Below are 24161 nucleotides of genomic sequence, written 5' to 3'. Positions count from 1 at the left end.
CCTGACCATTTTGACTATTTAACTAATTACTTATTCAACGGGGGCTTCTACAATCGCTACTATTTTCCACAGTCCCCGAATGTCCTGTAGAGGTACCGTTACATTACCTCCGTTTGGGTTGTCGGAATGTAGCGTAAGGTACTTGCGGGTTAACAGCTCATTATCGCGGATGCGCTTGACCACAAAATAATCCCTGTACATCACGGCATACACTCCCCCTGACTGGTATTCCCAGTTGTTTTCACTGATGGGGACCGCCAATACTTTGGCGCCATGCGTTAGTTGTGGGCTCATACTACTGCCCGAAATTTCCAGCACAACCGGGTTTTTATGGCCTTTTAGTAACGGTTTGCGCACCCGAAAAGACTCGGTGTCTGCTGGGCTAATTGTATCAGAGTAGCTCTCAACAAATGTGGCATAAAACTTAACTGGCACAAACGGAACTTCGATTGTGTCGTCACTGACCAGCATTAACTGAGCGTTTCCTTCGGGTGGATTTAGAACAGGTGTAATGCCACGAATCAGGAAATCAGCGCTGATCTGTGGGTAACAGGCCAGCAAGCTCATTATTGTGTCGTAGGAGGGTTTTGCCCGACCGTTCAGAATATTATAAAATTTCGATGGGTTTTCGCCTAACTCTTTGGCTATCTGATAAATAGTAATGCCTAGGGCGTCGAAAACCTGCTTTAGTCGGTCCTGGATAGTCACAGTAGTAATAATTATTTTAAACTAATTCCTGCCATTAGCAGATAGATAGTTGATAGTATAATACAAGTAAAATATATTGCGCTTGTATTACAGCAAATATACTATAAATACAGACGAATGACTATACGAAAAGCCACATTCTTAGCCAAAAATTGATGAACCGGAATCGACTTAGTTCGCATACAAACCCAACGATGTTATTCGTGGATATGAACAGTTTCTTTGCATCCTGCGAACAACAGGATAATTATTGGCTGCGTGGCCGGCCAGTTGGCGTATGTGTTTATACGGGACGGCATGGCTGCGTGATTGCCCCTTCCGTAGAAGCCAAATTGCAGGGAGTAAAAACGGGGATGCGTTTAGATCAGGCCATTATGCTATGCCCAGACCTTGTTCCGGTTGAAACCCATCCTAATCGGTATCGGGAATACCACGTCAAGATTGTTGAGGTACTTCGAACATTTTCGGATGATGTGGTGCCTAAAAGTATTGACGAAGCAGTAGTGGATTTAACGAACTACCAACTCGTGTATAAAGATATGCGGCAGGTGGCGTTGGCTATTAAACAGGCTATTAAAGGGAAGGTTGGGGATTGGCTGCGCTGCTCGATAGGTATTGCTCCTAATGTATTCCTGGCCAAATTAGCCTCTGACATACAAAAGCCTGATGGCCTAACCGTAATCACCCCCGAAACGATCGACGAAGTTCTACGTTCATTAACCCTCACCGATTTGCCCGGAATTGGCCATCGGATGGCCGCCCGCTTGCAGGCAGGGGGTGTTCATACGCCACTGGATTTGCGCTATGCCTCACCTGATCATTTACGGGCGGTCTGTAAAAGTATTGTTGGCTGGCATTGGCATCTGCGACTTAATTTCGGCGGAGAAGTTGATTTGTCAACGAATGATGAATTAAAAAGTATGTCGGCCATGCGAACAATTTCTACTGAGCAACGACAAACGACCGAACGTCTGGATGAACTACTGCAATCGCTTTGCCTGACACTGGAACGGCGGATGGTCCGAAAGGGTATTTTTTGTCAGGATATGTCATTCTCCTGTCGATATCATACCGGCAAAACCTACAACTATGAAGTGCATTTTCCCGATCCTAAGCAGGATGGCCCTGAACTGTATCGAATAATCCGGGAACGATTGGAGAAATTTCAGGCAGCCCATACATGTGAACCAGTTCTGAACGAACACCTACGAAGTATGTCTGTAGTTGTTTTTCGATTCATTGCTGCCGATATGGTTCCGTTTAGTTTATTCAGTAACGATATACAGAAAAATAAGCTCCGAAAAACTCTTTACGATCTAAAAACAAAGTTTGGTGCCGACAAACTGGTTCGGGCAATAGAACTGCGCGACAACCCGATCTACAGGGATGTCATTGGTTTTGGGAATATTAAGGATTTATAAAAATGGTCATTTATCGTCATTTGCTTGCGCGTCAATACAAGTCACTTACAGGAAAAATCAATAAATGTCTATATAATGATGTGCAAGCAAATGCCAATGAGTGACCATTACTTCAAGACCCCCATTTTTCCATTCTGAAAGTCTTCGAATGCTTCCAGAATTTCTTCACGAGTATTCATTACAAAAGGGCCATACACCGCTAATGGCTCCCGGATTGGCTCGCCTGCCAAAATAAGCACTTTGGCGTCTGTTGACGTTGAGAGCGTAACCGCATCGCCATCGTTATTCATAAGCGCAAGTTGTCCGCGATTAATAGTCTCTCCGATAAGACTGGCAGAACCACTTAGTACGTAGATCATCAATGCGTAGTCAGTGGGAATAGTGAGTGTTTCTGATTGCCCAGCGGTAAGAGTTAAATCCGCTACAACAATGGGGCTAAACGTACTGGCGGGACCTTGTAAGCCCGCTAATTCACCCGCAATGACACGTAGATTTCCTCCGCCCGGTAATACGGATGTTGGAATTTTCGATGCTGAAATATCCTGGTAGTTCGGTGGACTCATTTTGTCTTTAGCAGGCAGATTGACCCACAATTGTACAAAATCCAACTGACCTCCCTGACGGGAAAACTCCTTCTCATGTTTTTCTTCGTGAATGATTCCCGATGCGGCCGTCATCCATTGCACATCACCGGCAAAGAGTTTGCCATGATTTCCAGCAGAATCGCGATGTTCGAGGGCACCTTCATATACAATCGTTACCGTTTCAAATCCCCGGTGTGGGTGTTGATCAACACCTTTGGGTTTGTTTGATGGCTTCACCTGCATTGGACCGTGATGATCCAGAAGTAAGAAAGGATTGAACGGGCGTGATCCCTGTGGATGAAATGCATTTAATCCTATGAAACCATCACCAACACTGTTTGGAGTGGCTGTGCGTATATCAGCAATTGTTCGTTGTGTTGACATAATTAATGTACCTACATTTAATACATCAACAAGCTTAGTTATTCACAAGTTCACCAAATTAGTTGTTCCTTGGGGCAGAAGAAGGTGGTACGTCCACCCACTACCGAACGTTCGATGCGGGTGCCACAGCGAGGGCAGAATTTATGAGCTTCGACATCATCGTAAGGAGAATCATCCCACTCTCGCACATGGATTAGAAAATTGTTTGGAAAATCCCGGTACGTAGCTTCATCGCGAATTGCCGTTTTGAGCACAAGGTGAATTGCTGCATGTAGTTGACTCATCTGTCTATTCGTAAGCGTATCGGCTCGTTGCTCGGGATGAATGCAAGCCTGGAATAAAACTTCATCTACAATCCAGTTACCAAGACCGGCTACAATGCTCTGATCAAGGAGGACGGGCTTTATAAGAGCTTTCTTCCGGTGTACACGTTCATTTAATTCCTCCAGGGAAATAGTAAGCCCGTCTGGACCAATTTTTTTTCGGCGTAAGAAGGCGTCTATATCATCGACCAAGCCAACTCGCTCAAACTTGCGTGGGCACAAAAAGCCAAGATTAAACCCGTTGTTGAACTCAAATACGATTCGGGCAAACCGAGGCCGATCAATAGATGAATGGTAGTATTCTAAATCACCGGTCATACCAAAGTGCATATGAACGATAACATCAGGGGTATCAGTAAACACGAACAGGTTCTTCCCAACCCGACGTGTGCCGATAAATTGCCGACCAACCAGTGTAGTTAATAGCGTACTATAATCAGTTGTGAGTAGCTTCTTATCCTCAACGTCAATGTGAGCGATTGGCTGGTGAAGAGATGAAGTTTCGAGATAGTGTCGTCTAATTTCGACCTCAGGAAGTTCTGGCATTGTTTGGGGGTTTTAACTACTAACCAACTGACGTTTGGGTTGTTATAGATCAGTAGATCGGCGCTTATGAATGGCTAAGCGTATGACGCTCTAAATGGAATATTTATTTTACGGTCTATCTTGTTGATAATCATTGGCTAGTTTTGTGGTTTCTGGTGGGTAATTAAAAAACCTTTTTTAAGTGCAATCAGTTGTGCGTTACAATAGGATGCTGTAAGCTGGCGTTCCGATAGTATTGTTCGGAGGGCAAATTCTAATTTTCGTAGTCGAATTTCACTTTTTCGTTCAACACCGATATCGGATGTAACAACCTCTACACAACCGCGAAAGCGGCTTTTTTTACAAGTTTGTGCATGTTTAATCTTAAACTGAAAATTTGAAATGGAAAATAATTCGCCAAAGGCAAAAACAAATGGTGCTCTCCTGGCTGCCCTGATCATTATGACAGGCTTGGCTGGGGTGTCGAGTTATCTGTATTTTGATCAGAAAAAAGTTTCTGAAAATCAGGAAGTGACTATATCTGAACGAGTTGAAGAACTGTCTACAACTCGTGTTAAATTGGATTCGATTTCAACGGCATTGGATGCTAAAATCGCTGAAGTACAAAAATTAGGTGGCGATGTGTCGGAATTGGAAAAAATGAAAGTGCAGTTAGAAGGTGATAAGGCAACTTTGAAAAAAGGTATCCGTATCTCAATTGCGAAATACGACGCGAAAATCAAGCAGTACGAAGCGTTCCTGGTTGAAAAAGACACGCTTATTGCTAACCTACAGCGCGAAAACGTAACGCTGGCTACCAATGTGAAAGCATTGGACGAAGAAAATACGGGCCTGAAAGTAAAAGGTCAGCAATTCCGTGATTCAGTAACCACAGTTGTGTCGCAAGTACAGTCACAAAATCAGGAACTCAGCACTAAGGTTACCCGGGCGGCAGCTCTGAAAGCGCAGAACGTAAAAGTATTTGCGGTCAATGCTAAGGGCAAAGTAAAAGACGACGATTCGTATAAAGCTAAGCGCCTGGATAAAATTAAACTGGTTTATACGCTGTTGGATAACCCACTGACGAAAGAAGAACCGAAAGACGTTTTTGTCCGGGTTCTTGACCCATCGGGTGCAGTTGTATCAGATATGGCTAATGGATCGGGTACGTTTACGGTTGACGGAAACGAAACCATTTATACGACCAAGCAGACGGTTAATTATACCAGCAACGGGCAGAACGTTGAACTGCTTTATACCCGTGGTATTCCTTACAAACCCGGTAAATACACAATAGAACTCTATTCGGAAGGGTTCCGTATTGGTTCGGGTGAATTTGCGGTTCGATAGTTGTATCAGGAATAGATCCCATAAAAAAAGCGCGATGCCCAACGGTATCGCGCTTTTTTGTGACTGACTTTTTATTTGAATCCAGCGAAATTCAGAACAGTTTGCGAATCGGTTGGCACCGTTATGCGAAGAAGTTTACCTTGCTTTTCCATCCCGTTGTTTGTAAAAACACGGTCCGTCTGTAACGTGCCGATGCTCGAATCGGCAACACGTAGCTGAATGCCATCTGTCTGACGCCCTAATAGGATGTGCTCAATAGACTGGCTGGATTTAGCTGGATATAGTTTCGTGTAAATTAAGGTAACGCTGCTATCTGACTCGGACTTTAACTCGGCGTAGGGTAGCTGGTTAACAGGCGTAGCTACGGAGGAAGGATCGAGGTAGAAATTGGTACGGTATGTGCCAACAACTTCGCTTGCCAGCGACGATGGGTTTGGCTGAATGTCGGCCTCATGCTGGCAGGCAGTCAGGGTACCAATCAATGAGCAGAACAGCAGTTGTTTCTTCATTAGTTTTTGTCTGTTTCCATAAGAGACCCCGACGAAGTTGAAGGAGTTGCAACCATATCACCGTTTTTTTCACTCTCTTCTACATCATTCAGGGCCGAATCGACCCATACCTTCATGTCGTTGAGCTGCATGGGGCCAAACTGTGTTGTAAAAGCCACGTCAGCTGCATCACGCCCATAAGCCACCGTGATCCGGTTACCACGGGGTTGGGCCTGGGTAGCGTCGAACGTAAACCATCGACCATCTACATAAGCTTCAAACCAGGCATGGAGATCCATCGGATCAAGTTGATACAAATAGCCAACAACCATACGGGCCGGAATATTCAATGAACGACAGAGTGAAATGCCAAGATGTGTAAAATCGCGACAAACACCAATCCGGCTATTGGCTGTATCAATGGCTGATGTACTGGCATTGCTGGTTCCGTATTCGTACTTAATATTATCGTGAATCCACTTCCGAATGGCTTCGGCCTGATCGTAACCAGGCTCTTTATCCGTTGTAATTTCGGCAGCCAAATTGCCTAACTGATCGGACTGACAATACCGGCTTGGTAATGTATAATGTAGTACATCATCGGGCAAATCCTCAACGGGCGTGAGGGGTGCACCCGGCGAGACGTCAATCAGATCGGCGGTTTGAACAGTTGCCGAAAAGTGAATGGAAAACGGCCCTTCCGGAGCCACAACCCGCTGGCAGAGATTGCCATACATATCCGTAAATTCCGTCACATTCACGGCGGGGGTAATCTGATATTCTTCCCGAATAATCCACTGTCCGGCACCCGAGCGTGGACGAAGCATTAATACTAAAGGCGTTGGATTTTGTGCCTGAAAGGATAGCTCACAGCCGGCATTGAGTTGCATATTGCTAAATAAAAGATTTGAAAACGTGTTTTAGTCAATTAGAGTAACTCAAAAAACGGCGTATGGTTGACGTATTTCTTTCGCTTTACGTATAAAGATTAGCCGTACGGGGTTCTTACTTCTTTACAATTACAAACTCTACCCGACGGTTTTGCTGACGGCCGATTTCGGTATCGTTAGTTGCAACGGGTTTGGTCTCACCAAAACCTTTGCTGGCTACACGATCCGGTTCAATGCCTTTGCTGATAAAATATTCGCGAACAGCGTCGGCACGATCCTGCGAAAGCTTATTATTGATTTCGTTAGAGCCCGTATTATCCGTATGTCCACGTACTTCAATGGTCATTTTGGGGGCCTCGTTCAGGGTATTAACCAATCGGTCAAGTTCAGGACTGGATTCAGGACGAAGCTCTGATTTGCCCGTGTCAAAGAAAATATTATTCAGACGTATGACTGCTCCTGCTAAAATAGGAATCATCTTAAGTTGCTTGCCCGTAATCTCCTGAAAGCCTTTGGGCTGGGTAAGGTCAATATTATCACCTTCTGCAATGAAGTCTTTGGCAATAGCCCGCATTGTATATTTCTGACCATAGGGAAGCACAATTTTATACTCACCTGTGATTGGGTCAGAAGTAGCTTCACCGGCTTCGGCTCCGTCTGGTAGTGTTTGATAAATAATGCGGGCTTCAACGGGCTTACCGGTAGCCTGATCAATAACTTTCCCGCTAATGAGCGCCACTGGATCAGGGCGGATTATATCGGTTTTGTTGGCTACATCATCTCCGCCCCCTCCCAATTTGCCCGGCTGATTCGTTGGCTGGCTATCCGAGAGTTTAACGCGTACAATATCGCCTTTGCCAAGTGTATTTTTAAAGGTGGTCAGATACGCATAATCACCCGAAGCAGCCAGCGTATAATAGGCATCATACCCATCCGTATTCACTTTGGGACCCAGGTTGACTGGCTTCGACCAGTGTTTCCAGGTTTTATCGACCCGTTTGCAAACATAGATGTCGTTACTTCCCAGTCCGCCTTCGCGATTGCTCGAAAAATACAGGGTGGCGCCATCGGGTGCCAGAAATGGGGTCGTTTCCGTGAATTTGGTATTTACTTCCGGGCCAAGATCCATGGGTTTTGTCCAGGAGCCGTCTTTCTGCCGGAAACTAACGTAGATATCGTCTTCCTTACTGTTCTTCTTCTCGCTGAACGCCATCAGTAGCACTTTCCCATCGGCAGACATAAACCCACAGTCGAATTGCCCCTTGCTCATGCTCACGTAATTTGGAATATCCATTTTCTGCGGGGGCGACCACCCGCCAGCAGTTTTCTTACTGAGCGAAAAGCCACGGGTTTCGTAGGTTCCGTTATTGTACTGCCCTTTTATGAGCATGGAGTTCCCATCGGGCGTTATACTGTAGGCGCAGTTGTATTCGTCTTTATTTAAAGGAAAGCCCATACGCCGGGCAGGGCCCCATTTGCCACTGGCTGCATCCAGTTCAGAGTACCATATGTCCTGGCTGCCTTTAACACCGTGCGTGTTGTTGGGGTGGCTGATACGGGCAAAATAGAGGGTCTTCCCATCCGGCGAAATCATCGGATTGATCTCATTATATTCCGAATTGACCTGATTGCCGAGGTTTTCGACTTTCGTGGAGTCTTTGCCGGATTGCCCCCTGGTTTTCAACGAAATGAACAGGAAAATCAAGCTGGCGGCTAGGGCACCATTGGCATTCATACGATTATGAAAGGTGAGTGGGGATACTGTAAAAGAAGAAAACGATGAAATCAGCGTATATAGTGTGACCCTTAATAAAGGTCACACTATATACGCTGATCTATCTAAGCCACGACACGTAACTTCGCGAAACTTAGCAACAGCACCTTTTCGCCTGCTTGTTCGAATTGAATAGTGGCTTTGCGTTCCGTACCGTTTACGTCTACACTCTTAACTGTCCCGAAACCAAACTTTGCGTGTTCAACGCGCTGCCCGGAGGCAAGGTCTGCCGTACTGGTAGGAGCAAAGTCAGCCGAGGGCGTGTGGGTAACGGCTTGTTGCGGAGCCTGCCGCTGGGCGGTTTTCTGCGCTAGTGAACGGACAAAGGCCATCGAACCACTTGATGTACTTTCGCTGCGATCCCGCTCGGGTCGGTCGAAATCCAGCCGACTCGGTGCCGACCGTTGTTTCGACTGCTTCATGTATTTCTGATCGATTTCCAACAGAAACCGACTTGGTTCACACATCTTCAACCGGCCGTAATGATAACGGGTTTCGGCGTAGGATACGGTCAGACGTTTTTCGGCACGTGTAATGGCTACGTAGAATAAGCGTCGTTCTTCTTCAAGATCATTCCGGCTTTCGAGCATCATTTGGCTGGGGAATAGATCTTCTTCCAGGCCAACGATATGCACATTCTTGAACTCCAGTCCCTTGGCTGCGTGAATAGTCATTAACGTTATTCGGTCGTTATCGCCGTCATCCTCTTTCTCATCGGCGGTGGTGAGTAGCGATACGGATTGCAAGAACGCGCCAAGACTCTTATCCTCATTGTCTTGATTATCAACAAACTCCTTGATCGCGTTCAATAACTCCTGCACGTTTTCGTAACGAGCCAGGCCTTCAACCGTTTTGTCATCGTAGAGTTCTTTCAGTAGGCCCGACGTTTTGGCGATGTGTGAAGCCACCTCAAACGCATCTTTCTGATCGAGCAAAAGCTTATAGCTTTTGATCAGATTGGCAAACCCCTCAATGGCGAAAGCCGACCGGCCCGCAACGTGCTTACTGATTTCGGCAACAATCTCCCAGACCGAATCCTGTTTTTCGGCAGCAATCACGCTTATTTTGGCAACGGTCGTGTCGCCGATACCGCGCTTGGGCAAGTTGATAATCCGCTTGAACGCTTCTTCATCCTGCTGATTGACCACAAAGCGTAGATAAGCAATCAGGTCTTTAATTTCCTTACGCTGGTAAAAGGATAAGCCTCCAATAATACGATACTTAAGACTCACTTTGCGAAGGGCTTCTTCAAAGGCCCGCGACTGCGCATTGGTACGGTATAGAATCGCAAAATCATTGTTGACCAGCGATTCGTTCATCTTAGCCTCAAAGATGGCTGATGCCACCAAACGGCCTTCTTCGTTATCCGACGACGCTTTGATCACGTCAATCAGGGGGCCTTCTTCATTGGAAGTGAAGACGTGCTTTTCTAATTGATTTTTATTACGGGCAATAATGGAGTTTGCTGCCTGTACAATCGTATTGGTTGACCGGTAATTCTCTTCCAGTTTTACGATCTTGACGTTTTCTTTGCCATAATCGCGCTGGAAATTCAGAATGTTCTCGATGTTGGCACCCCGGAATGCGTAAATACTCTGCGCATCGTCACCAACAATACAAATATTCTGATGAACAGCTGCCAGCTTACGCGTGATGAGATACTGGGATACGTTGGTATCCTGAAACTCATCGACCATCACGTGCTGAAATTTGTGCTGGTATTTATTCAGGATGTCTAAGTGATCGCGGAATAACACATTAGTGTTAAACAGCAGATCATCGAAATCCATGGCATTGGCCGCAAAGCACCGGAGTGCGTATTGCTTATAAATCTTGCCAATATGCGGCATCCGTGCCGACTCGTCATCGGCCTGAATCACCGAGTTATTAATGTAGTCGTCGGGACCGATAAGCCGGTTTTTAGCACCCGAAATCCGTCCGAACACACTGTTAACGCGATAGACCTTATCATCCAGCGCCATTTCTTTAATAATGCTTCGCAACAGCGACTTTGAATCGTCGGTATCGTAAATGGAGAAATTGCTGGTATAGCCAATCGCCTTGGCTTCGATGCGTAAAATCTTGGCAAACACGGAGTGGAAAGTCCCCATCCAGATATTACGGGCTTCCGTTCCCACCACTTTCTCAATCCGATTTCGCATTTCACCCGCAGCCTTGTTGGTAAAGGTTAGCGACAGAATCCGAAATGGGTCAACACCGGTTTCAATCAAATGGGCAATGCGGTAGGTCAGTACACGGGTTTTCCCCGAACCGGCACCGGCTATAATCATCAGTGGGCCATTGCCGTGCATGACGGCTTCCCGCTGGGGTTCATTTAATCCAGAAATATAATCAACCATTAGGCTCGTTCCTCTTCCTTCTATAACAAGTAAAAGTAGGAAAAAATTTGGTAGGGGAGCGCGTCAAAAATGGGTATCTTTGGGGAGATGGTGTACCGAATTAATAAAATCGCTGTAACAAACTTATTGTAACATTGGGCCCAAATCGACCCCCATCACCTCTGAAAATGATGATGCAGTAGCGGCTCCTCCATCGCCCTTACGATAACGAAGCCATTCATATGTTTTGTAATTGTAAACGAAGCCTTCAAGAATGCCGTAATCGCCTTCTTCAATTAAGCGAATAACCTTGCGTAAATCAGTCCTAGCACTACGGTTTGTACAAACTTCAATAATGACACGAGTTTGTTCCACTTTTTCATCAAATAGGATTACGTCAGGTACCGGATATCCCGGTCCTTCATCTAATGGGGTTTTGGGAAGTGGAATAAATGGTATTGTCTGCCTGTGATAATACAGGAGCCCTAATTCAAACGTTAATTTGCTAATGATCCGCTGATGGTCATAAGGTGAATTGGTGCCGTCATCATGAACCAGAAATGGCGGATTATATTTTTGTTCGTACATGGACAAAGGAGTAAAATTTATGTCTAATATACAGAAAAACAGCGCTTACAGCGAGCGAATGCAGAAACGCGGAAAATTTCTAAATTATTGTGCAACATCTTTAACTTTCCTGCATCTTTCTCCTGATTGCAATCTACTAGAAACGATACCGAGCCACTGAACCTGTTGGAATCGAACCGAAATGTCGGATCGCCGTATCCTGACCGTCATGCTGAATTGGTCAAACGCTGCCAGCAGGGCGAGCGCCGGGCTCAGTATGAACTTTACCAGCATTACGTAAAGGCGATGTATAACGTCTGCCTGCGGATTCTGAATCATGAAGCCGAAGCCGAAGACGTCCTGCAGGAGGCTTTTATGGATGCGTTTAGTCATATTAACTCCTTTCGGGGGCAGAGTACGTTTGGTGCCTGGCTAAAGCAGATTGTTGTGAACCGGGCTATTAACCATCTGCGCAGCCGACGGTTAGAGTTAGTAGATCTGGAGTCACACCGGTTTGGCGAAGATGATGGCCCCGACTTTGCCGACACGGAGCCTTATGACGAAGACGGTGTTCAGTTAGAAGTAGAGCGGGTCCGGCGAGCCATGCAACTGCTGCCAGAAGGCTATCGGGTTGTGTTATCACTGTATTTGTTTGAAGGCTATGATCATGAAGAAATTGGTAACGTATTGAACATTAGCGAAACCACATCGAGAACACAATATTTACGAGGGAAAAAACGATTACTAGAATTACTATAAAAGCCTGTTACTACTGGAACAGGCCAATGAGTACCCAAAAGAACGACAACCCCGAAGGAAGTCGATGCTGATATGAAAAAGGATAAACTTGAACGCTTTGTACGGGATAACCACGAAGCCTTTGATGACAAAGAACCCTCGCTGGATCTTTGGAAAAGGATAGAAGCGGGCCTTGACAAATCCAGTCTGGACAAACCAGAACCTGAGCAGGCAGGCCTGAATATCGCTTCGCCGTTTTTACAGGTTCATAAAAACCGGCCTTTGAATGGGGGGAGGCAAATAGGCTGGCCTACGCTGGATTGGCGTGTAGCTGCTTCCATTGCGGTATTGTTGTTAGCAGGTTGCTTTCTATACATGAACCAGCAATATGGCGTTACGCATCAGCCAGCTATTGTAGCTGCTAGTCCGACTTATGCCAAAGAAGTGGTGCAATACACCCGGCTAATTGACGATAAACGCGCTGAACTGAAACATATGACGGAAGGTAATCCGGCTTTGTATCAGGAATTCGCGACCGACCTTGATCGGCTGGAAAAATCATACCAGTCGCTGAAAGCGGATTTTCCCCAAAATCCGAATCAGGAAGTGTTGATTCAGGCTATGATTCAGAATCTACAACTCCAGATTAATCTGCTTAATGAACAGTTGCGTGTTATTCAGCGCATTAAACAACAAACCAATGAAGCGAGTCCTGTATAGTGTTTTGATCTGCCTTGGCCCTATCTTCTCCTGGGCCGGGGAACCGATTGACGTCGGGGTGAATGAAAGTACCGTTGAAAAGAAGAAGACGATTATCAAACTATTTGATGTAGATAGTAAGGATCAACTGGTCGTTGACAATCAATTTGGCGAAGTCAAGATTGGACTTTGGGATAAAAGTGAAATCCGGGTCCAGATCACGATTCTGGCTAATTCGGACTCTGACGAACGGGTGCAGAGGTTTTTAGATGCTGTATCTATTGAAGAAAAACGAACCGGTGATCAGATTCTCGTTCGCACCCATTTCAGCCAGAATACGGTCTCAAACTGGAGTTTGGGGAAATGGAAAGATAATGGCGATCGCAATTACGTCAAGATTAATTATGACGTAATGATGCCCAAACAGAATGCGTTGACCGTTCGAAATAAGTTTGGTAACACAAATATTCCTGCGTTTCAGGCTCCATTAACTATTTATAGCCGATACGGTAATTTTAGTGCTGAGGAGCTGACTGGCCGCCAGATTGATATAGATGTAGCTTACGGCAAAGCAGACATCGGAAATTTCGGGCAGGGGAAAGTAGATATGGCCTATGGAAACCTCGAACTTTCGCGGGCAAATGTGCTGGTATTGACCAATAAGTTTGGGAAGATGAACATCGGGGATGTAGGTAAGTTAGATGCCGACATTAATTATTCAGGTGCCAAAATCGGTACACTTCGCGAGTCTGGAAAAATAAAAGTCGAATTTTCGGGGGGCTTTCGTATCGATCAGCTCCTGAAAACCGCCGATAACGTTGATATCCAGGCCGCGTATTCGTCAGTAGCTCTGCCAATGGACCATAATAACGACTGCGACTTCAATGTGACTGTTAGTTATGGCAACTTTAATTATGATTCGGGGTCAACGATGCATTTTAAAAGCCAGCCAACTGATAGTGACAATCACCGTGGGCCGCGCTTAACGAAGCAGTATATTGGCACAGTAGGGAGTGGTTCCGGCACTAAAGTACGGGTAGTCTCTAAATTCGGGAACGTGAATTTTAGGTAGTTAGCAGCTCGATTACTGCCCGGTGTTGAGGAAATTCTTCCAGTAACGTGGCCCGATTAGCGATCTCAAAATCATTGAAATCGAATCCTGGCGCTACGGTACAGCCAACTAAGGAAAAACCGGCTGCATTGACGGCCATATTCGTAACAGTCGTATCCACAATGGGCTTTGATCCAAACCAGTGCCCAGCCGGGACAACAGCCTGAAACACCTCGCCCTGATCTGGGCGTTTTCCCAGGCGAATTACGCTCAACGATCCAGTTGGCGAAATAACGAAAATTTCCAGCGGTCCACCCGTATAGAAATGCCAGACCTCGTCGGCCTGGATACGATGCAGGGTTGACACATGATGACTTTCGAGCAGAAAGTATATAGCTGTGCTGTACGACCGATCTCCACCGAATCGACCGGGTAAAGCCGTATGCGGAATTACGTCGGCAGAACGGTACGTTTCTGCGAAATAGCCACCTTCGGGATGAGGTAGCATGTTGAAAGCCTGGACGTAGTAAGCAGCGGTCATACTTAATGTTGAGTGGGTGAAGTAAGTGTAGTGAGTGAAAGAGGTGGAGTGAGTACACTGCCTCCCCTTACTTCACTCACTATACTTACTTCACCCATTGACTTATTGAGCTGCTTTCACAACGGTTAGAAAATCAGCTGCTTTGAGTGATGCACCGCCAATCAGGCCACCATCTACATCAGGGCGAGCGAAGAGTTCAGCCGCATTTTGGGCATTGGCACTGCCACCGTATAAGATTGATGTATCCTGAGCTACTGTATCGCCGTATTGTCCGGCAATGTGCTGGCGTAACTCAAAGTGCATATCCTGTGCCTGTGCTGAGGATGCTGTTAGTCCGGTACCGATAGCCCAGATAGGTTCATAGGCAATAACCACTTTGCCGAATGATTCGGCCGAGAGGTGGAACAGGCTTTCCGTAATTTGATCTTTTACAAAACCAATGTAATCGCCGTTTTCGCGGAGATCACGTGATTCGCCACAACAGAAAATAGGTACCAGACCGTATTGAAGTGCGCTATTTACTTTCTCGGCCAGTTGGGCGTTGGTTTCTCCAAAATATTGACGTCGTTCGCTATGACCTAGAATCACGTAGTTAACGCCAATCGACTGGAGCATTGGGGCCGAAATTTCACCCGTATAAGCGCCCGATGCTTTTTCATGGCAGTTCTGTGCGCCAATCGAAACCTTGCCGCCAGCCGTTACAGCTTGTTGCGCTGTAGCCAGATAAAGTGAAGGAGGGCATAATACAACCGTTACATCACCCGTAACCTCCTCTTTAATCATATTGATAACCTCCGATAGCAGGGCCTGAGCTTCGTCGGCTGTTTTATTCATTTTCCAGTTTCCGGCAACAATTTTCTTCCGCATAATAAATTAGTAAGGTGTTCAAAATCAGTTTTCTGAATCAAACGAACGGGCCATTTGTTCGGTAATCCCGGCGAAATTAGGGGTTTTAAACCGAACGTGTTCTTCATCACGCGGCCTAAATTTTGTAGAACCCCTTACATGCTTGTTTTACCATTTATAACCGCCATAAACCAATCAATAAGTTATTGTGTTATTCGGATAAAAAAATGCGTAATTTTAATGTAATAAATAAATCTACATGAAAACGCTGATACTAGCCTTTGGACTATTACTGTCCTCCCTGGCTGCGCGAGGAGATGATCCTCAGCGCACGCCTGATAAGGATAGATACGGTTTTTTTATTGCCGGGAATCGTACCTGGACCCGCATTCCATTTCAACTTCACTCGAATCTGATCATTGTACCCGTTCGTATCAATGAGTCAGATACGTTGTACTTCATTTTGGATACGGGGGTTAGCAACACCATTATCACCGACCCTGACGCTCTACAGAAGAAACCACTTACGCTGACTCGAAAAGTCAAAATCAGTGGGGCGGGTGAAGGGGGTAGCCTATCGGCATCCATTGCGATCAATAACAGCCTGACAATGGGTGGGTTGAAGGCCGCACATCATAACCTGGTTATTTTAGATGAAGACATACTCAAACTGTCAGAGTATGTCGGGACACCGGTTCACGGAATCTTTGGGTACGAGATTTTCGCCAACTTCGTTGTCAATGTTGATTTTCAACGGCGCGAGCTTCTGATTATGAAGCCCGATAAATATAAATACCGCAAACATAAAGGCGACCGCTATCCCATCACCATTCAGGATACAAAGGCGTATACAGATGCCTTATCTGTATACGATGGTACGAAGTCACTACCGCTGCGGGTTGTTTTAGATACTGGGGCAGGTCATGCGCTTTTACTTGATCGATCACGCAGTACGGCTTCGATGCCTATTCCCGAAAAGAATATTCGTGCTCAATTAGGACGAGGCCTGAATGGGGTCATCAACGGCTCACTAGGTCGGATTCAGAAAATCCGGTTTGGACGGTATGAGATGGATAACATTCTGGCCTCTTTTCCGGATAGCTTAGGGTTTGGCATGAAGCTGGTGAATATGCCTGAACGTCAGGGTAATGTAGGCTGTGAATTACTACGTCGGTTCAATGTTACGTTCAATTACCCTGATCAGTACATTGTTATGAAGCCCATCAAACGGCTTATGCGCGAGAGCTTTGAACACGATATGAGCGGCATGGAGCTTCGGGCCAAGGGGGATAGTTTCCGAAATTACTACGTAGATAAAATCCTTTCCGGCTCACCAGCAGCTATGGCTGGCCTGGTAGAAGGAGATGAAGTGCTATTTGTCAATAATAACTCGTCGAAAGATTTATCAATCAGTGACATCTACAAAATTCTCCAGAAAGGTGAAGGAAAAGAAGTGTCACTACTGGTACGCCGAAATGGCCAGATAATAATAACCCACTTTTTCCTCAAACGGCTGATTTAGGGAAAGTGGAGTTGGTGAAGTAATCAGAGTAGGTGTACCGGTATGCTATAAATGGATCTACTGCACGTACGTTGACTACTTCACTTCGTTTAACATCATTCCATCCGCTCCAGCTTGAAGCGAAAGGTCGTGCCTTTCTCTAGTTTGCTCATTACGGTGATCTTGGCTTTGTGGGCATTTAAAATGTGTTTCACAATGGCTAACCCCAGACCCGTACCACCCCGGTCTTTAGAACGACTCTTTTCGACGCGATAAAACCGCTCAAAAATTCGACTCAGGTGCTCTGGCGGAATACCGGGCCCATTGTCCCGAACGGATATCAGAATGTGCTTTTTGTCTTCTTCAAGATTCACAACAACCCGACCGTTCTCATTGCCATATTTCACCGCATTCTCAATCAAATTGGTCATCACCTGCATAATGCGTTGCGGATCCGCTTTCACCCATACAGGGCCGGGTTGGGTTGTTCGTAGGGTGAGCGATGCTTTTTTTGCCTGAGCAATTGTTTCTAACTGGTCAAAAACTTCCTGGGTAACATGAGCAAGGTCAATTCGGCTAAAACTCATTTTTACTTCGCCAGTTTCCAGTTGCGAAAGAACAACCAGATCTTTGACAAGTGCATCGAGTCCATCGAGACTTTTGGCGGCTTTTGAGAGAAACTTATCCCGAACGTTCTCATCGTCAACCGCCCCGTCAATGAGTGTGTGAATAAAGCCCTGAGCCGCAAAAATGGGTGTTTTTAGCTCGTGCGAGACGTCTGCCAGAAACTCCCGGCGAAATTGTTCCAATCGCTTCAATTCGTCAATCTCCCGTTGTTTCCGGGCGACGTAGACAAAGATTTCGTCGTTTAATTTTTTGAATGGGTTATTGTTTTTAATAATTGATTTTCGGGAGATGCTGAAGTCACGGATTTTAAGCTGGTGAATCGTTTTGTACATCTTATTGACTTCCCGAAACACGAGTAGCTCAATGGCATAAAGCACCAGAAAAAACGAGATAGCGAATGACGAAAGCCCCACGACAAACAGCATCGTGTTTGTAACTCCTTCAACAAATGTCAGGAAGGCCAGCGTTAGTGCTGAAATCAGGCAAGCCAGCAAAAGCGCAATGATGCGGGGACTTAGAGACATGTAGGGTTAAGTAGTGGAGTGAGTGCAGTAGGTGTAGTGGGGCCGGCCGCCAGCTATTTTGTAACACTCGTAACATGACAAAATTAACTCACTGCTCTCACTCCACCTAGTTCATCGATTCAACCAATTTCTGGCTGATCGGTAAACATATAGCCTACACCCTTAAGGGTTCGGATGTGAGTGTCGCCAATTTTTTCGCGCAGTTTTCGGATGTGTACGTCTACCGTACGTTCGAGCACGTAAATGTCGGCCCCCCAGATTTTTTGAAGCAATTCTTCCCGGCTACAGACTTTATTAGGGTGCTGTGCCAGAAAAAACAGTAGCTCAAACTCTTTCTTTGGTAAAATGATTGACTTGTCGTTCTGGCTAACTGAATAATTCTTCCGGTTAATTAGCAGGTCGGCAATGGTAATTTGTTCGCCTGGGTCTGCCTTCTGTGCTTCACGCCGAAACAAGGCGTTAATCCGGCTCATCAGAGCGCGAGGCTTGATCGGTTTTGTAATATAATCGTCGGCACCTACGTCAAAAGCGGCAACTTCGGAGTATTCTTCCGAACGAGCGGTCAGGTAGAGAATATACGTTTGGCGCAATTCAGCGATATCGCGTAGTTGCCGCCCTGTTTCAATGCCATCCAGATGAGGCATCATAATATCGAGCAGTACAAGTTCAGGCAGGTACGTTTTCGCAATGTCGATGGCTTTCCGTCCATCGGTTGCTGTACGAACCTCGTACCCCTCTTTGTTGAGGTTATATTCGAGCATCTCAACGATGTCGGCGTCGTCGTCTACGACTAAAACGCGGTGCAGGGGTTGAGCAGCTTTAGCGGCACTCATACGAAGTGAGAGTTGGTGAGTATGACCTACGTTAGTAGATTGCCGTACCATCGGCAGCCCGAAGTTACGTGGCTTATCCTCAACGTTACCAATGCTAAACGCATCCTTAACAAAAACTTAACAGCTTCGTCACAAATACGTTGCTTTATTTCTAATTGAGAATGAGATTACTAATCTCACTAAAGAATGTTAATTACCCAAACTAAAGCCTAGGGTAGATGGTTGGCTAGGTAGGGAATCTAACCGAATGCTACCAATAACAATAAGCCATCATCGGTTATTACCTGCCACTATGAATAATCGCTTTCCGGAGGTTCAATTACCTTCCTATGCAAAACTTGCCTGCGTACTGCTTTCATTAGTTATTATCGTTTATGGCCTTCATGTGCTGGAGGGGCTGCTTATTCCTCTGGTATTTGCCATTTTATTTGCTGTTCTGCTATTTCCGCTGGTGCAAAGGTTCGAAAACTGGAAAGTACCACGGGTACTAGCAATTGTCCTCTGCTTATTATTATCCCTGGCTATACTAACAGGTTTGTTCTATGGCATTTCAGTACAGATCAGCAGCTTTGCTGAAGTTCTTCCCAAATTCGCTCAACGAGGTAATGAATACATCGACAGAATACAAACCTTTGCCGATAAACGCTTAAATATAAATCGACAACGTCAGGTAACTGAAGTAAAAAAATACCTCAGTCAGGGCCTGGCAGAAGGCGGCACTATCCTGACCTCAACCCTATTGGCTACAACCAACATCATTACCAATCTATTTCTGGTGTTGATTTTTTCCTTCTTCTTTTTGCTCTATCGCGATTTCTTCCGGTCGTTCTTTTATAAAGCCTTCAGTGATTTACGCCGGTCCAAGATTGATAGTGTAATGAAAGGAATTTACGAAGTCGTAAAAGATTATCTGGCGGGTCTGGTGCTGGTTATTCTGATCATTGGTACCCTCATGACCGTTGGCCTGCTCATTCTAGGGGTGGACTATGCTATTTTTTTCGGATTCTTCGGAGCCTGCTTAGTGTTGATTCCCTACTTTGGTCTTTCAATGGGCTCTTTATTACCCGCTGCCTACACCTTAGTTACGCAGGACAATCCACTCAAAGCATTGGGTGTAATTGGTGTTTTTCTGTTCGTACAAACGCTGGAAGGTAACTTTATTACCCCCTACATTATTGGCTCTAAAGTCAGTATTAATCCGTTGGCAGCCATTGTAGTCCTCATTTTGTGGGAAAACATCTGGGGTCTTCCCGGCTTGGTTTTAGCCCTACCATTAACCGCGATTCTAAAAGTTATTTTCGATGAGGTCGACTCACTCAAACCCTACGGATTTCTAATCGGCGAAGCTGAAAAACCACGCCCGCCAATAAAAAATTTACAGGAACTTGCTGAACAGCTACCGAAACGAGCCAAGAAAATCGGGAAAATTGAAGAGAAGAATTAAGTTAGTGAAATTGGTGGAGTAGGTAAAGTGAATTGCACATACAGGACCTCTACACTCACTTCACCTACTACACTTACTAAACTTACTCCACTAATCCCTAAAAATTAAGCGGGTCAAGATTTTTGAAATGGCCGTTCATGCGGATACGCTGTTTTGTGCGCTCCATATCCGATACTACGGGCAATACGGTATTTAGGTGCTGGATCAGAAAAAGCTGACGTTCAGCTTCAGTTTCCAGGGTAAGTAGTTCATATTCCTGCTCTACCGATAGCCCAACCTTATGGGCAACTTTATACGATAGGTTTTCTACTGTCGATTTATAGTCTGTTTCAATTTGTAGTAGTCCATATAATCGCTCCAGTCGCTCGGCCAGGGCCGACGCATGCGCACTGTACCCGTCGCCGGGTTCAACTAATTCCACCTCACCACCAGCGTAAAGCTTTCCGGGTACCGGGTTCTCAAAATTTACTAATCGAAAAACACCCAGCCCCTTTGATTTAATGTCCATTCGTCCATCGGGGTAGCGTTTATGCAGCGTTGTCACGTGCATCTCGGTACCATAACCGGGAAGTTTATTATTAATAAAGGCTGGAATGCCAAATGTGCGTTCTTCCTCCAGGCACTCATTGATAAGCTGGCGATAGCGCGGTTCGAAAATATGAAGATTCAGATCCTCGCCAGGATAAACAATCAGGTTGAGAGGAAATAGGGAGAGCGTCTTTTCCATAACGCCGAAAAGGTACGGGTTTTTAGTTGAAAACCCCGCCTGATTCCACAAAACGAACGTTTCGGGCGTGGGCTTCGGCATAAATAGGATCGGCCAGATAGCCTAACCCTGTAACATCCGACATACAATCAGTCACGACAACCAGTTTCGGAACAAGTTCGGGTGCAAAATCCAGCAACTGTTTGAGGCTATTTGCCACACAGTGAGATTTGGCTTCTCCCATTAGGTAAACGTTATCAAAGCGCACCAAATCGGCAATAAGAGCCGTATTGAGTTGAGTTTCAGGAATCGCCGGATCGGGCACCTGCGCCCGAAAAATACCGAAGTGTTCTGATAAAGGGTACAACCCTTTCTGTACGGCTACATAATCGAGGTCTCGCTGGCCTGACCAATTCTTCAGCGCACCGAATAAGGTGTCGTGCAAGGCTGCCCCACGGGAGCCAACCAAACAGTGTTCAGGCCAGATGAAATGAGTAAACTGTCCGTCGGCTTCAAGGTCATGAACGTACTGTTTTGCTTTCTCAGTCGAAAAACGTGGTATCCATCGACCTGCATCAATATCGGCACCAGTGATTTGCGTAAATGGTTCTGGATGATTGCCTGAGACATCCTGCCAGAATAAGGGATGGGCAATGTCTAATACATGATGTGTATCGAGCGTAACAACAATATGGTCAATCTGGGTAGCATGTTGCTTGATGAGGGTTGCTATTCGATCAACGTCCTGCTCGGCACCTGGCACAAATAAGGCACCATCTGGATCACAGAAATCGTATTGGGCATCAATTATCAGAAAGGCGTTTGTCATAATGAATAGAGAAGAAATACACTAAAGCCGATAAACAAAGAAACACTGTTTAAAGGATCTAGTATTAGCTAATTGATGCGTTTTATATCGCACTTATTAATATATTCTAAAGATGATTAACTTGTAATTGTGTTGTTTGGATTGTTGATTTGTAGACCATGTTTCCATGCATACACTCAACTCTCGCACCATACCATACATCGTATGAAATTACGCTATCCATTCCTGCTTTTGTTTGCATTGATACCTCAGCTTTTATTGGCGCAAGGCATTGTTTTTGAGAAAGGTACTTGGGATGATGCCTTAAAGAAAGCAAAAAAAGAGAAGAAACTGCTGTTCCTGCATTTCGACAGGCCGAGTTGTGGGGCCTGTACCGACGTTGCATCTACGGCATTTACCAGTCCACTCGTGCGGGAGAAATTCGCGATGCATTTTATTAGTTTTCGAACCGATGGAACAACCGGGATTGGTAAAGAGCTTGCCGAAAAATTAGACGTTGAGTGCATACCATCATCGCTATTTATGGATGCCGATGAAAACCCGCTTGTCCGCTATTGTGGTAGCACCAGTTTTGACCGGCTTTATCTGGAAAAAGCGGAAGAGGCCCTTACAAAGAACAAAGAGCAGCCGTTAAAATCGTTGACGGAAGCGTATGCCCAAGGCGAACGCTCCCCCCAATTCATGCGAACGTACATTGATCGCTTACGCGAAATGGGTTTATCGACAAACGAGCCGTTAGATGCGTACCTTATGAGTCTACCCGCTGATTCTCTACAGTCTGGCCAGGTGCTTCGGTTTATTTTTGAACAAGGACCTGTAGTAGATAGTAAAGCTGATTTTGTATTCAGACGCAATTACGCCAAAACGGATAGCCTTTATAAAGCCGTTGGCTGGAACAAAGCCGTTGAGCTAAATAATCGCATTGTCAATAACTCACTTCGGAAGGCAATCAAAGAAAAGAATGTATCCTTGGCTGAGCGGACGGCCATATTCCGGCAACGAACGTACCAGAACGATACCAAAAATGGACTAGCAGCCCGAGAGTGGGTTATGATGCGCTATTATCGAGGCATTCAGGACACGCTTCAATACCTGAGGCTGGCATCAGACTATTATGACAAGCAGTTTATGACGGCCCGGGTTGACTCTGTTCAGAAACTAGACGAGCTAGATCACCAGCGTCGGATGCGGGGTGAATTCACTCAGCCTACTGGAGCTGTTACTAAGGCTCCGCTTAACGGTCAGGTAATTACGACGATGGCCTTTCCTAATACGCAACGGTTTGTAAGTGCACTGAACCAGGCCGCCTGGGATTTTCAGGAGCTAACGCGTGACTCGGTCTATCTTAACAAAGCGCTAACCTGGTCAAAGCGTACGCTGGAGTATCGGGAAGATGGAAGCCTGATGGATACGTATGCGCATATTCTGTACTGGCTTGGGCGAAAAGAAGAGGCTTTGGAATGGCAAACAAAAGCCGTTAAAAAAGAAAAGGATAGAGGTACACCAATGTCTACTTCGCTGGAGGCAACACTGAACAAAATGAAAAATGGCACGCTATAAATAAATTACGCGTTAAGTTTCTACCGGGGTAGGCCAAATGGCTTACCCTTTTTCGTTACTTTGAGGTATGAATTATAGTGAACTCCAACTGCGCTTGTCGCCCGATTATACCGATATTCTGACTGCCGAACTGGCCGAACTTGGTTATGAGTCCTTCGTTGAAACAGATGAAGGCCTGAATGCGTATATAACTGAACCGAACTTCAATGAAGAGGCTATACAGGAATTGATTGCTAAATACGCTGGTCAGACCGCAATAGCCTATGAAGTTAGTTCGTTAGAGAAACGAAACTGGAACGCCGAGTGGGAACGTGATTATGAGCCGATAGAGGTGGCGAACCAAGTCCGGGTCCGGGCATCCTTCCACGAGTCGGATGCCCGGTTTCGTTACGACATTGTCATCAATCCTAAAATGTCGTTCGGTACGGGTCACCATGAAACCACCGCCATGATGCTGGAACAACAGCTTGGCCTTGATTTTGTAGGGAAAACAGTGCTTGACGTAGGAAGTGGTACCGGAATTCTGGCGATTCTGGCCGAGAAAATGGGAGCCCAAACGGTACTGGCTTTCGATATTGAAGAGTGGGCCGTTGAAAATGCCCGCGAAAACGCTGAGCTAAACAACTGTCCGAAGACTACGGTGTTTCAGGGGACGATTGCTGATGTTGACCCGACGACCCAATATGATATTGTACTCGCCAACATCAACCGGAATATATTGCTGGCTGAAATTCCTTCCTACACAAATTTATTGACGAATAATGGGTATCTTGTTGTAAGTGGTTTTTACGAAAACGACGCGCCAGATATTGAACAGAAAGCTGTAGAAGCCGGATTGAACTTACTCAAGCGGGCAACTACGAATCAATGGACTTCTTTGTCATTTTATAAATCCTGATTTGAGGCCCA

The 24161-nt window shown here is 45.7% G+C and carries 23 protein-coding genes; 9 read left to right on the top strand and 14 right to left on the bottom strand.

Annotation, left to right across the window (positions count from 1 at the left end; genetic code table 11):
- Positions 1–30: 30 nt before the first annotated feature.
- Positions 31–720 carry a LexA family transcriptional regulator gene (locus ACYVGO_RS09135; protein ID WP_142776395.1) on the bottom strand — a complete coding sequence of 230 codons (690 nt, stop codon included), beginning with the start codon at positions 718–720 and terminating at the stop codon, positions 31–33.
- Positions 721–863: 143 nt separating this feature from the next.
- Between ACYVGO_RS09135 and ACYVGO_RS09130 the strand changes: the two genes are divergently transcribed.
- Complete coding sequence (locus ACYVGO_RS09130; protein WP_460968994.1) at positions 864–2129, top strand: DNA polymerase Y family protein; 1266 nt, start codon at positions 864–866, stop codon at positions 2127–2129.
- Positions 2130–2236: 107 nt separating this feature from the next.
- Here ACYVGO_RS09130 and ACYVGO_RS09125 read toward each other — a convergent pair whose 3' ends face one another.
- Both ACYVGO_RS09125 and ACYVGO_RS09120 read right to left on the bottom strand, forming a co-directional pair.
- Positions 2237–3097 (bottom strand): pirin family protein, encoded by an 861-nt coding sequence (locus ACYVGO_RS09125; protein ID WP_460968993.1) that lies wholly within the window; start codon positions 3095–3097, stop codon positions 2237–2239.
- A gap of 50 nt (positions 3098–3147) precedes the next feature.
- Positions 3148–3966 (bottom strand): Fpg/Nei family DNA glycosylase, encoded by an 819-nt coding sequence (locus ACYVGO_RS09120; RefSeq protein WP_460968992.1) that lies wholly within the window; start codon positions 3964–3966, stop codon positions 3148–3150.
- Positions 3967–4347: 381 nt separating this feature from the next.
- On the opposite strand from ACYVGO_RS09120, the gene ACYVGO_RS09115 reads away from it, so the two are divergent.
- Positions 4348–5295: a hypothetical protein gene (locus tag ACYVGO_RS09115; protein ID WP_142776391.1), complete on the top strand. Its 948-nt coding sequence runs from the start codon at positions 4348–4350 to the stop codon at positions 5293–5295.
- Positions 5296–5366: 71 nt separating this feature from the next.
- Here ACYVGO_RS09115 and ACYVGO_RS09110 read toward each other — a convergent pair whose 3' ends face one another.
- The 5 genes from ACYVGO_RS09110 to ACYVGO_RS09090 all read right to left on the bottom strand — a co-directional run bounded on the left by ACYVGO_RS09110 (position 5367) and on the right by ACYVGO_RS09090 (position 11374).
- A complete protein-coding gene (locus ACYVGO_RS09110; RefSeq protein ID WP_142776390.1) occupies positions 5367–5804 on the bottom strand; it encodes a hypothetical protein in 438 nt (145 codons plus the stop codon).
- A complete protein-coding gene (locus ACYVGO_RS09105) occupies positions 5804–6673 on the bottom strand; it encodes a transglutaminase domain-containing protein (protein WP_460968991.1) in 870 nt (289 codons plus the stop codon). The genes ACYVGO_RS09110 and ACYVGO_RS09105 overlap by 1 nt, the downstream gene beginning before the upstream one ends.
- A 115-nt stretch (positions 6674–6788) precedes the next feature.
- Complete coding sequence (locus ACYVGO_RS09100; RefSeq protein WP_142776388.1) at positions 6789–8408, bottom strand: OmpA family protein; 1620 nt, start codon at positions 8406–8408, stop codon at positions 6789–6791.
- 104 nt (positions 8409–8512) lie between these two features.
- Positions 8513–10807 (bottom strand): ATP-dependent helicase, encoded by a 2295-nt coding sequence (locus ACYVGO_RS09095; protein ID WP_460968990.1) that lies wholly within the window; start codon positions 10805–10807, stop codon positions 8513–8515.
- 123 nt (positions 10808–10930) lie between these two features.
- On the bottom strand, positions 10931–11374 hold the full coding sequence (locus ACYVGO_RS09090; protein WP_460968989.1) for a hypothetical protein: 444 nt from the start codon (positions 11372–11374) through the stop codon (positions 10931–10933).
- Positions 11375–11539: 165 nt separating this feature from the next.
- Here ACYVGO_RS09090 and ACYVGO_RS09085 point away from each other — a divergent pair, with 165 nt between their 5' ends.
- The 3 genes from ACYVGO_RS09085 (at position 11540) to ACYVGO_RS09075 (ending at position 13862) form a co-directional block, all read left to right on the top strand.
- Positions 11540–12112, top strand: a complete 573-nt coding sequence (locus ACYVGO_RS09085; protein WP_142776938.1) for an RNA polymerase sigma factor — start codon at positions 11540–11542, stop codon at positions 12110–12112.
- Between the two features lie 72 nt (positions 12113–12184).
- Positions 12185–12811, top strand: coding sequence for a hypothetical protein (locus tag ACYVGO_RS09080; protein ID WP_460968988.1), 627 nt, complete (start codon positions 12185–12187; stop codon positions 12809–12811).
- Positions 12792–13862: a hypothetical protein gene (locus ACYVGO_RS09075; RefSeq protein ID WP_142776384.1), complete on the top strand. Its 1071-nt coding sequence runs from the start codon at positions 12792–12794 to the stop codon at positions 13860–13862. The genes ACYVGO_RS09080 and ACYVGO_RS09075 overlap by 20 nt, the downstream gene beginning before the upstream one ends.
- Here ACYVGO_RS09075 and ACYVGO_RS09070 read toward each other — a convergent pair.
- Positions 13855–14382 carry a cupin domain-containing protein gene (locus ACYVGO_RS09070; protein WP_460968987.1) on the bottom strand — a complete coding sequence of 176 codons (528 nt, stop codon included), beginning with the start codon at positions 14380–14382 and terminating at the stop codon, positions 13855–13857. The two genes, ACYVGO_RS09075 and ACYVGO_RS09070, sit on opposite strands and share 8 nt — an antisense overlap.
- 102 nt (positions 14383–14484) lie before the next feature.
- The gene (tpiA, locus tag ACYVGO_RS09065) at positions 14485–15249 is read right to left on the bottom strand and encodes a triose-phosphate isomerase (RefSeq protein ID WP_460968986.1); all 765 of its coding nucleotides are present in this window, start codon (positions 15247–15249) and stop codon (positions 14485–14487) included.
- A 238-nt stretch (positions 15250–15487) separates the two neighbouring features.
- On the opposite strand from tpiA, the gene ACYVGO_RS09060 reads away from it, so the two are divergent.
- Positions 15488–16750, top strand: a complete 1263-nt coding sequence (locus ACYVGO_RS09060) for an aspartyl protease family protein (RefSeq protein ID WP_142776381.1) — start codon at positions 15488–15490, stop codon at positions 16748–16750.
- A 95-nt stretch (positions 16751–16845) separates the two neighbouring features.
- On the opposite strand, the gene ACYVGO_RS09055 is transcribed toward ACYVGO_RS09060, so the two are convergent.
- Positions 16846–17880 (bottom strand): sensor histidine kinase, encoded by a 1035-nt coding sequence (locus ACYVGO_RS09055; RefSeq protein WP_460968985.1) that lies wholly within the window; start codon positions 17878–17880, stop codon positions 16846–16848.
- Positions 17881–17999: 119 nt separating this feature from the next.
- On the bottom strand, positions 18000–18713 hold the full coding sequence (locus ACYVGO_RS09050; protein WP_142776379.1) for a response regulator transcription factor: 714 nt from the start codon (positions 18711–18713) through the stop codon (positions 18000–18002).
- A 292-nt stretch (positions 18714–19005) separates the two neighbouring features.
- Between ACYVGO_RS09050 and ACYVGO_RS09045 the strand changes: the two genes are divergently transcribed.
- On the top strand, positions 19006–20157 hold the full coding sequence (locus ACYVGO_RS09045; protein WP_460968984.1) for an AI-2E family transporter: 1152 nt from the start codon (positions 19006–19008) through the stop codon (positions 20155–20157).
- 97 nt (positions 20158–20254) lie between these two features.
- On the opposite strand, the gene ACYVGO_RS09040 is transcribed toward ACYVGO_RS09045, so the two are convergent.
- Together ACYVGO_RS09040 and ACYVGO_RS09035 are read right to left on the bottom strand one after the other, a co-directional pair.
- The gene (locus ACYVGO_RS09040; RefSeq protein ID WP_460968983.1) at positions 20255–20884 is read right to left on the bottom strand and encodes an LON peptidase substrate-binding domain-containing protein; all 630 of its coding nucleotides are present in this window, start codon (positions 20882–20884) and stop codon (positions 20255–20257) included.
- A gap of 22 nt (positions 20885–20906) precedes the next feature.
- A complete protein-coding gene (locus tag ACYVGO_RS09035) occupies positions 20907–21692 on the bottom strand; it encodes a cysteine hydrolase family protein (RefSeq protein ID WP_460968982.1) in 786 nt (261 codons plus the stop codon).
- A 204-nt stretch (positions 21693–21896) separates the two neighbouring features.
- On the opposite strand from ACYVGO_RS09035, the gene ACYVGO_RS09030 reads away from it, so the two are divergent.
- Entirely contained in the window at positions 21897–23252 is a 1356-nt protein-coding gene (locus ACYVGO_RS09030; RefSeq protein ID WP_460968981.1) for a thioredoxin family protein, read from the top strand.
- 67 nt (positions 23253–23319) lie between these two features.
- Entirely contained in the window at positions 23320–24150 is an 831-nt protein-coding gene (gene prmA, locus ACYVGO_RS09025) for a 50S ribosomal protein L11 methyltransferase (RefSeq protein ID WP_142776369.1), read from the top strand.
- Positions 24151–24161 lie beyond the last annotated feature (11 nt).

The sequence above is a fragment of the Spirosoma migulaei genome, assembly GCF_054776855.1.
The sequence above is the reverse complement of the archived record's forward strand: the minus strand, read 5'-3'. Positions and strand labels throughout refer to the sequence as shown.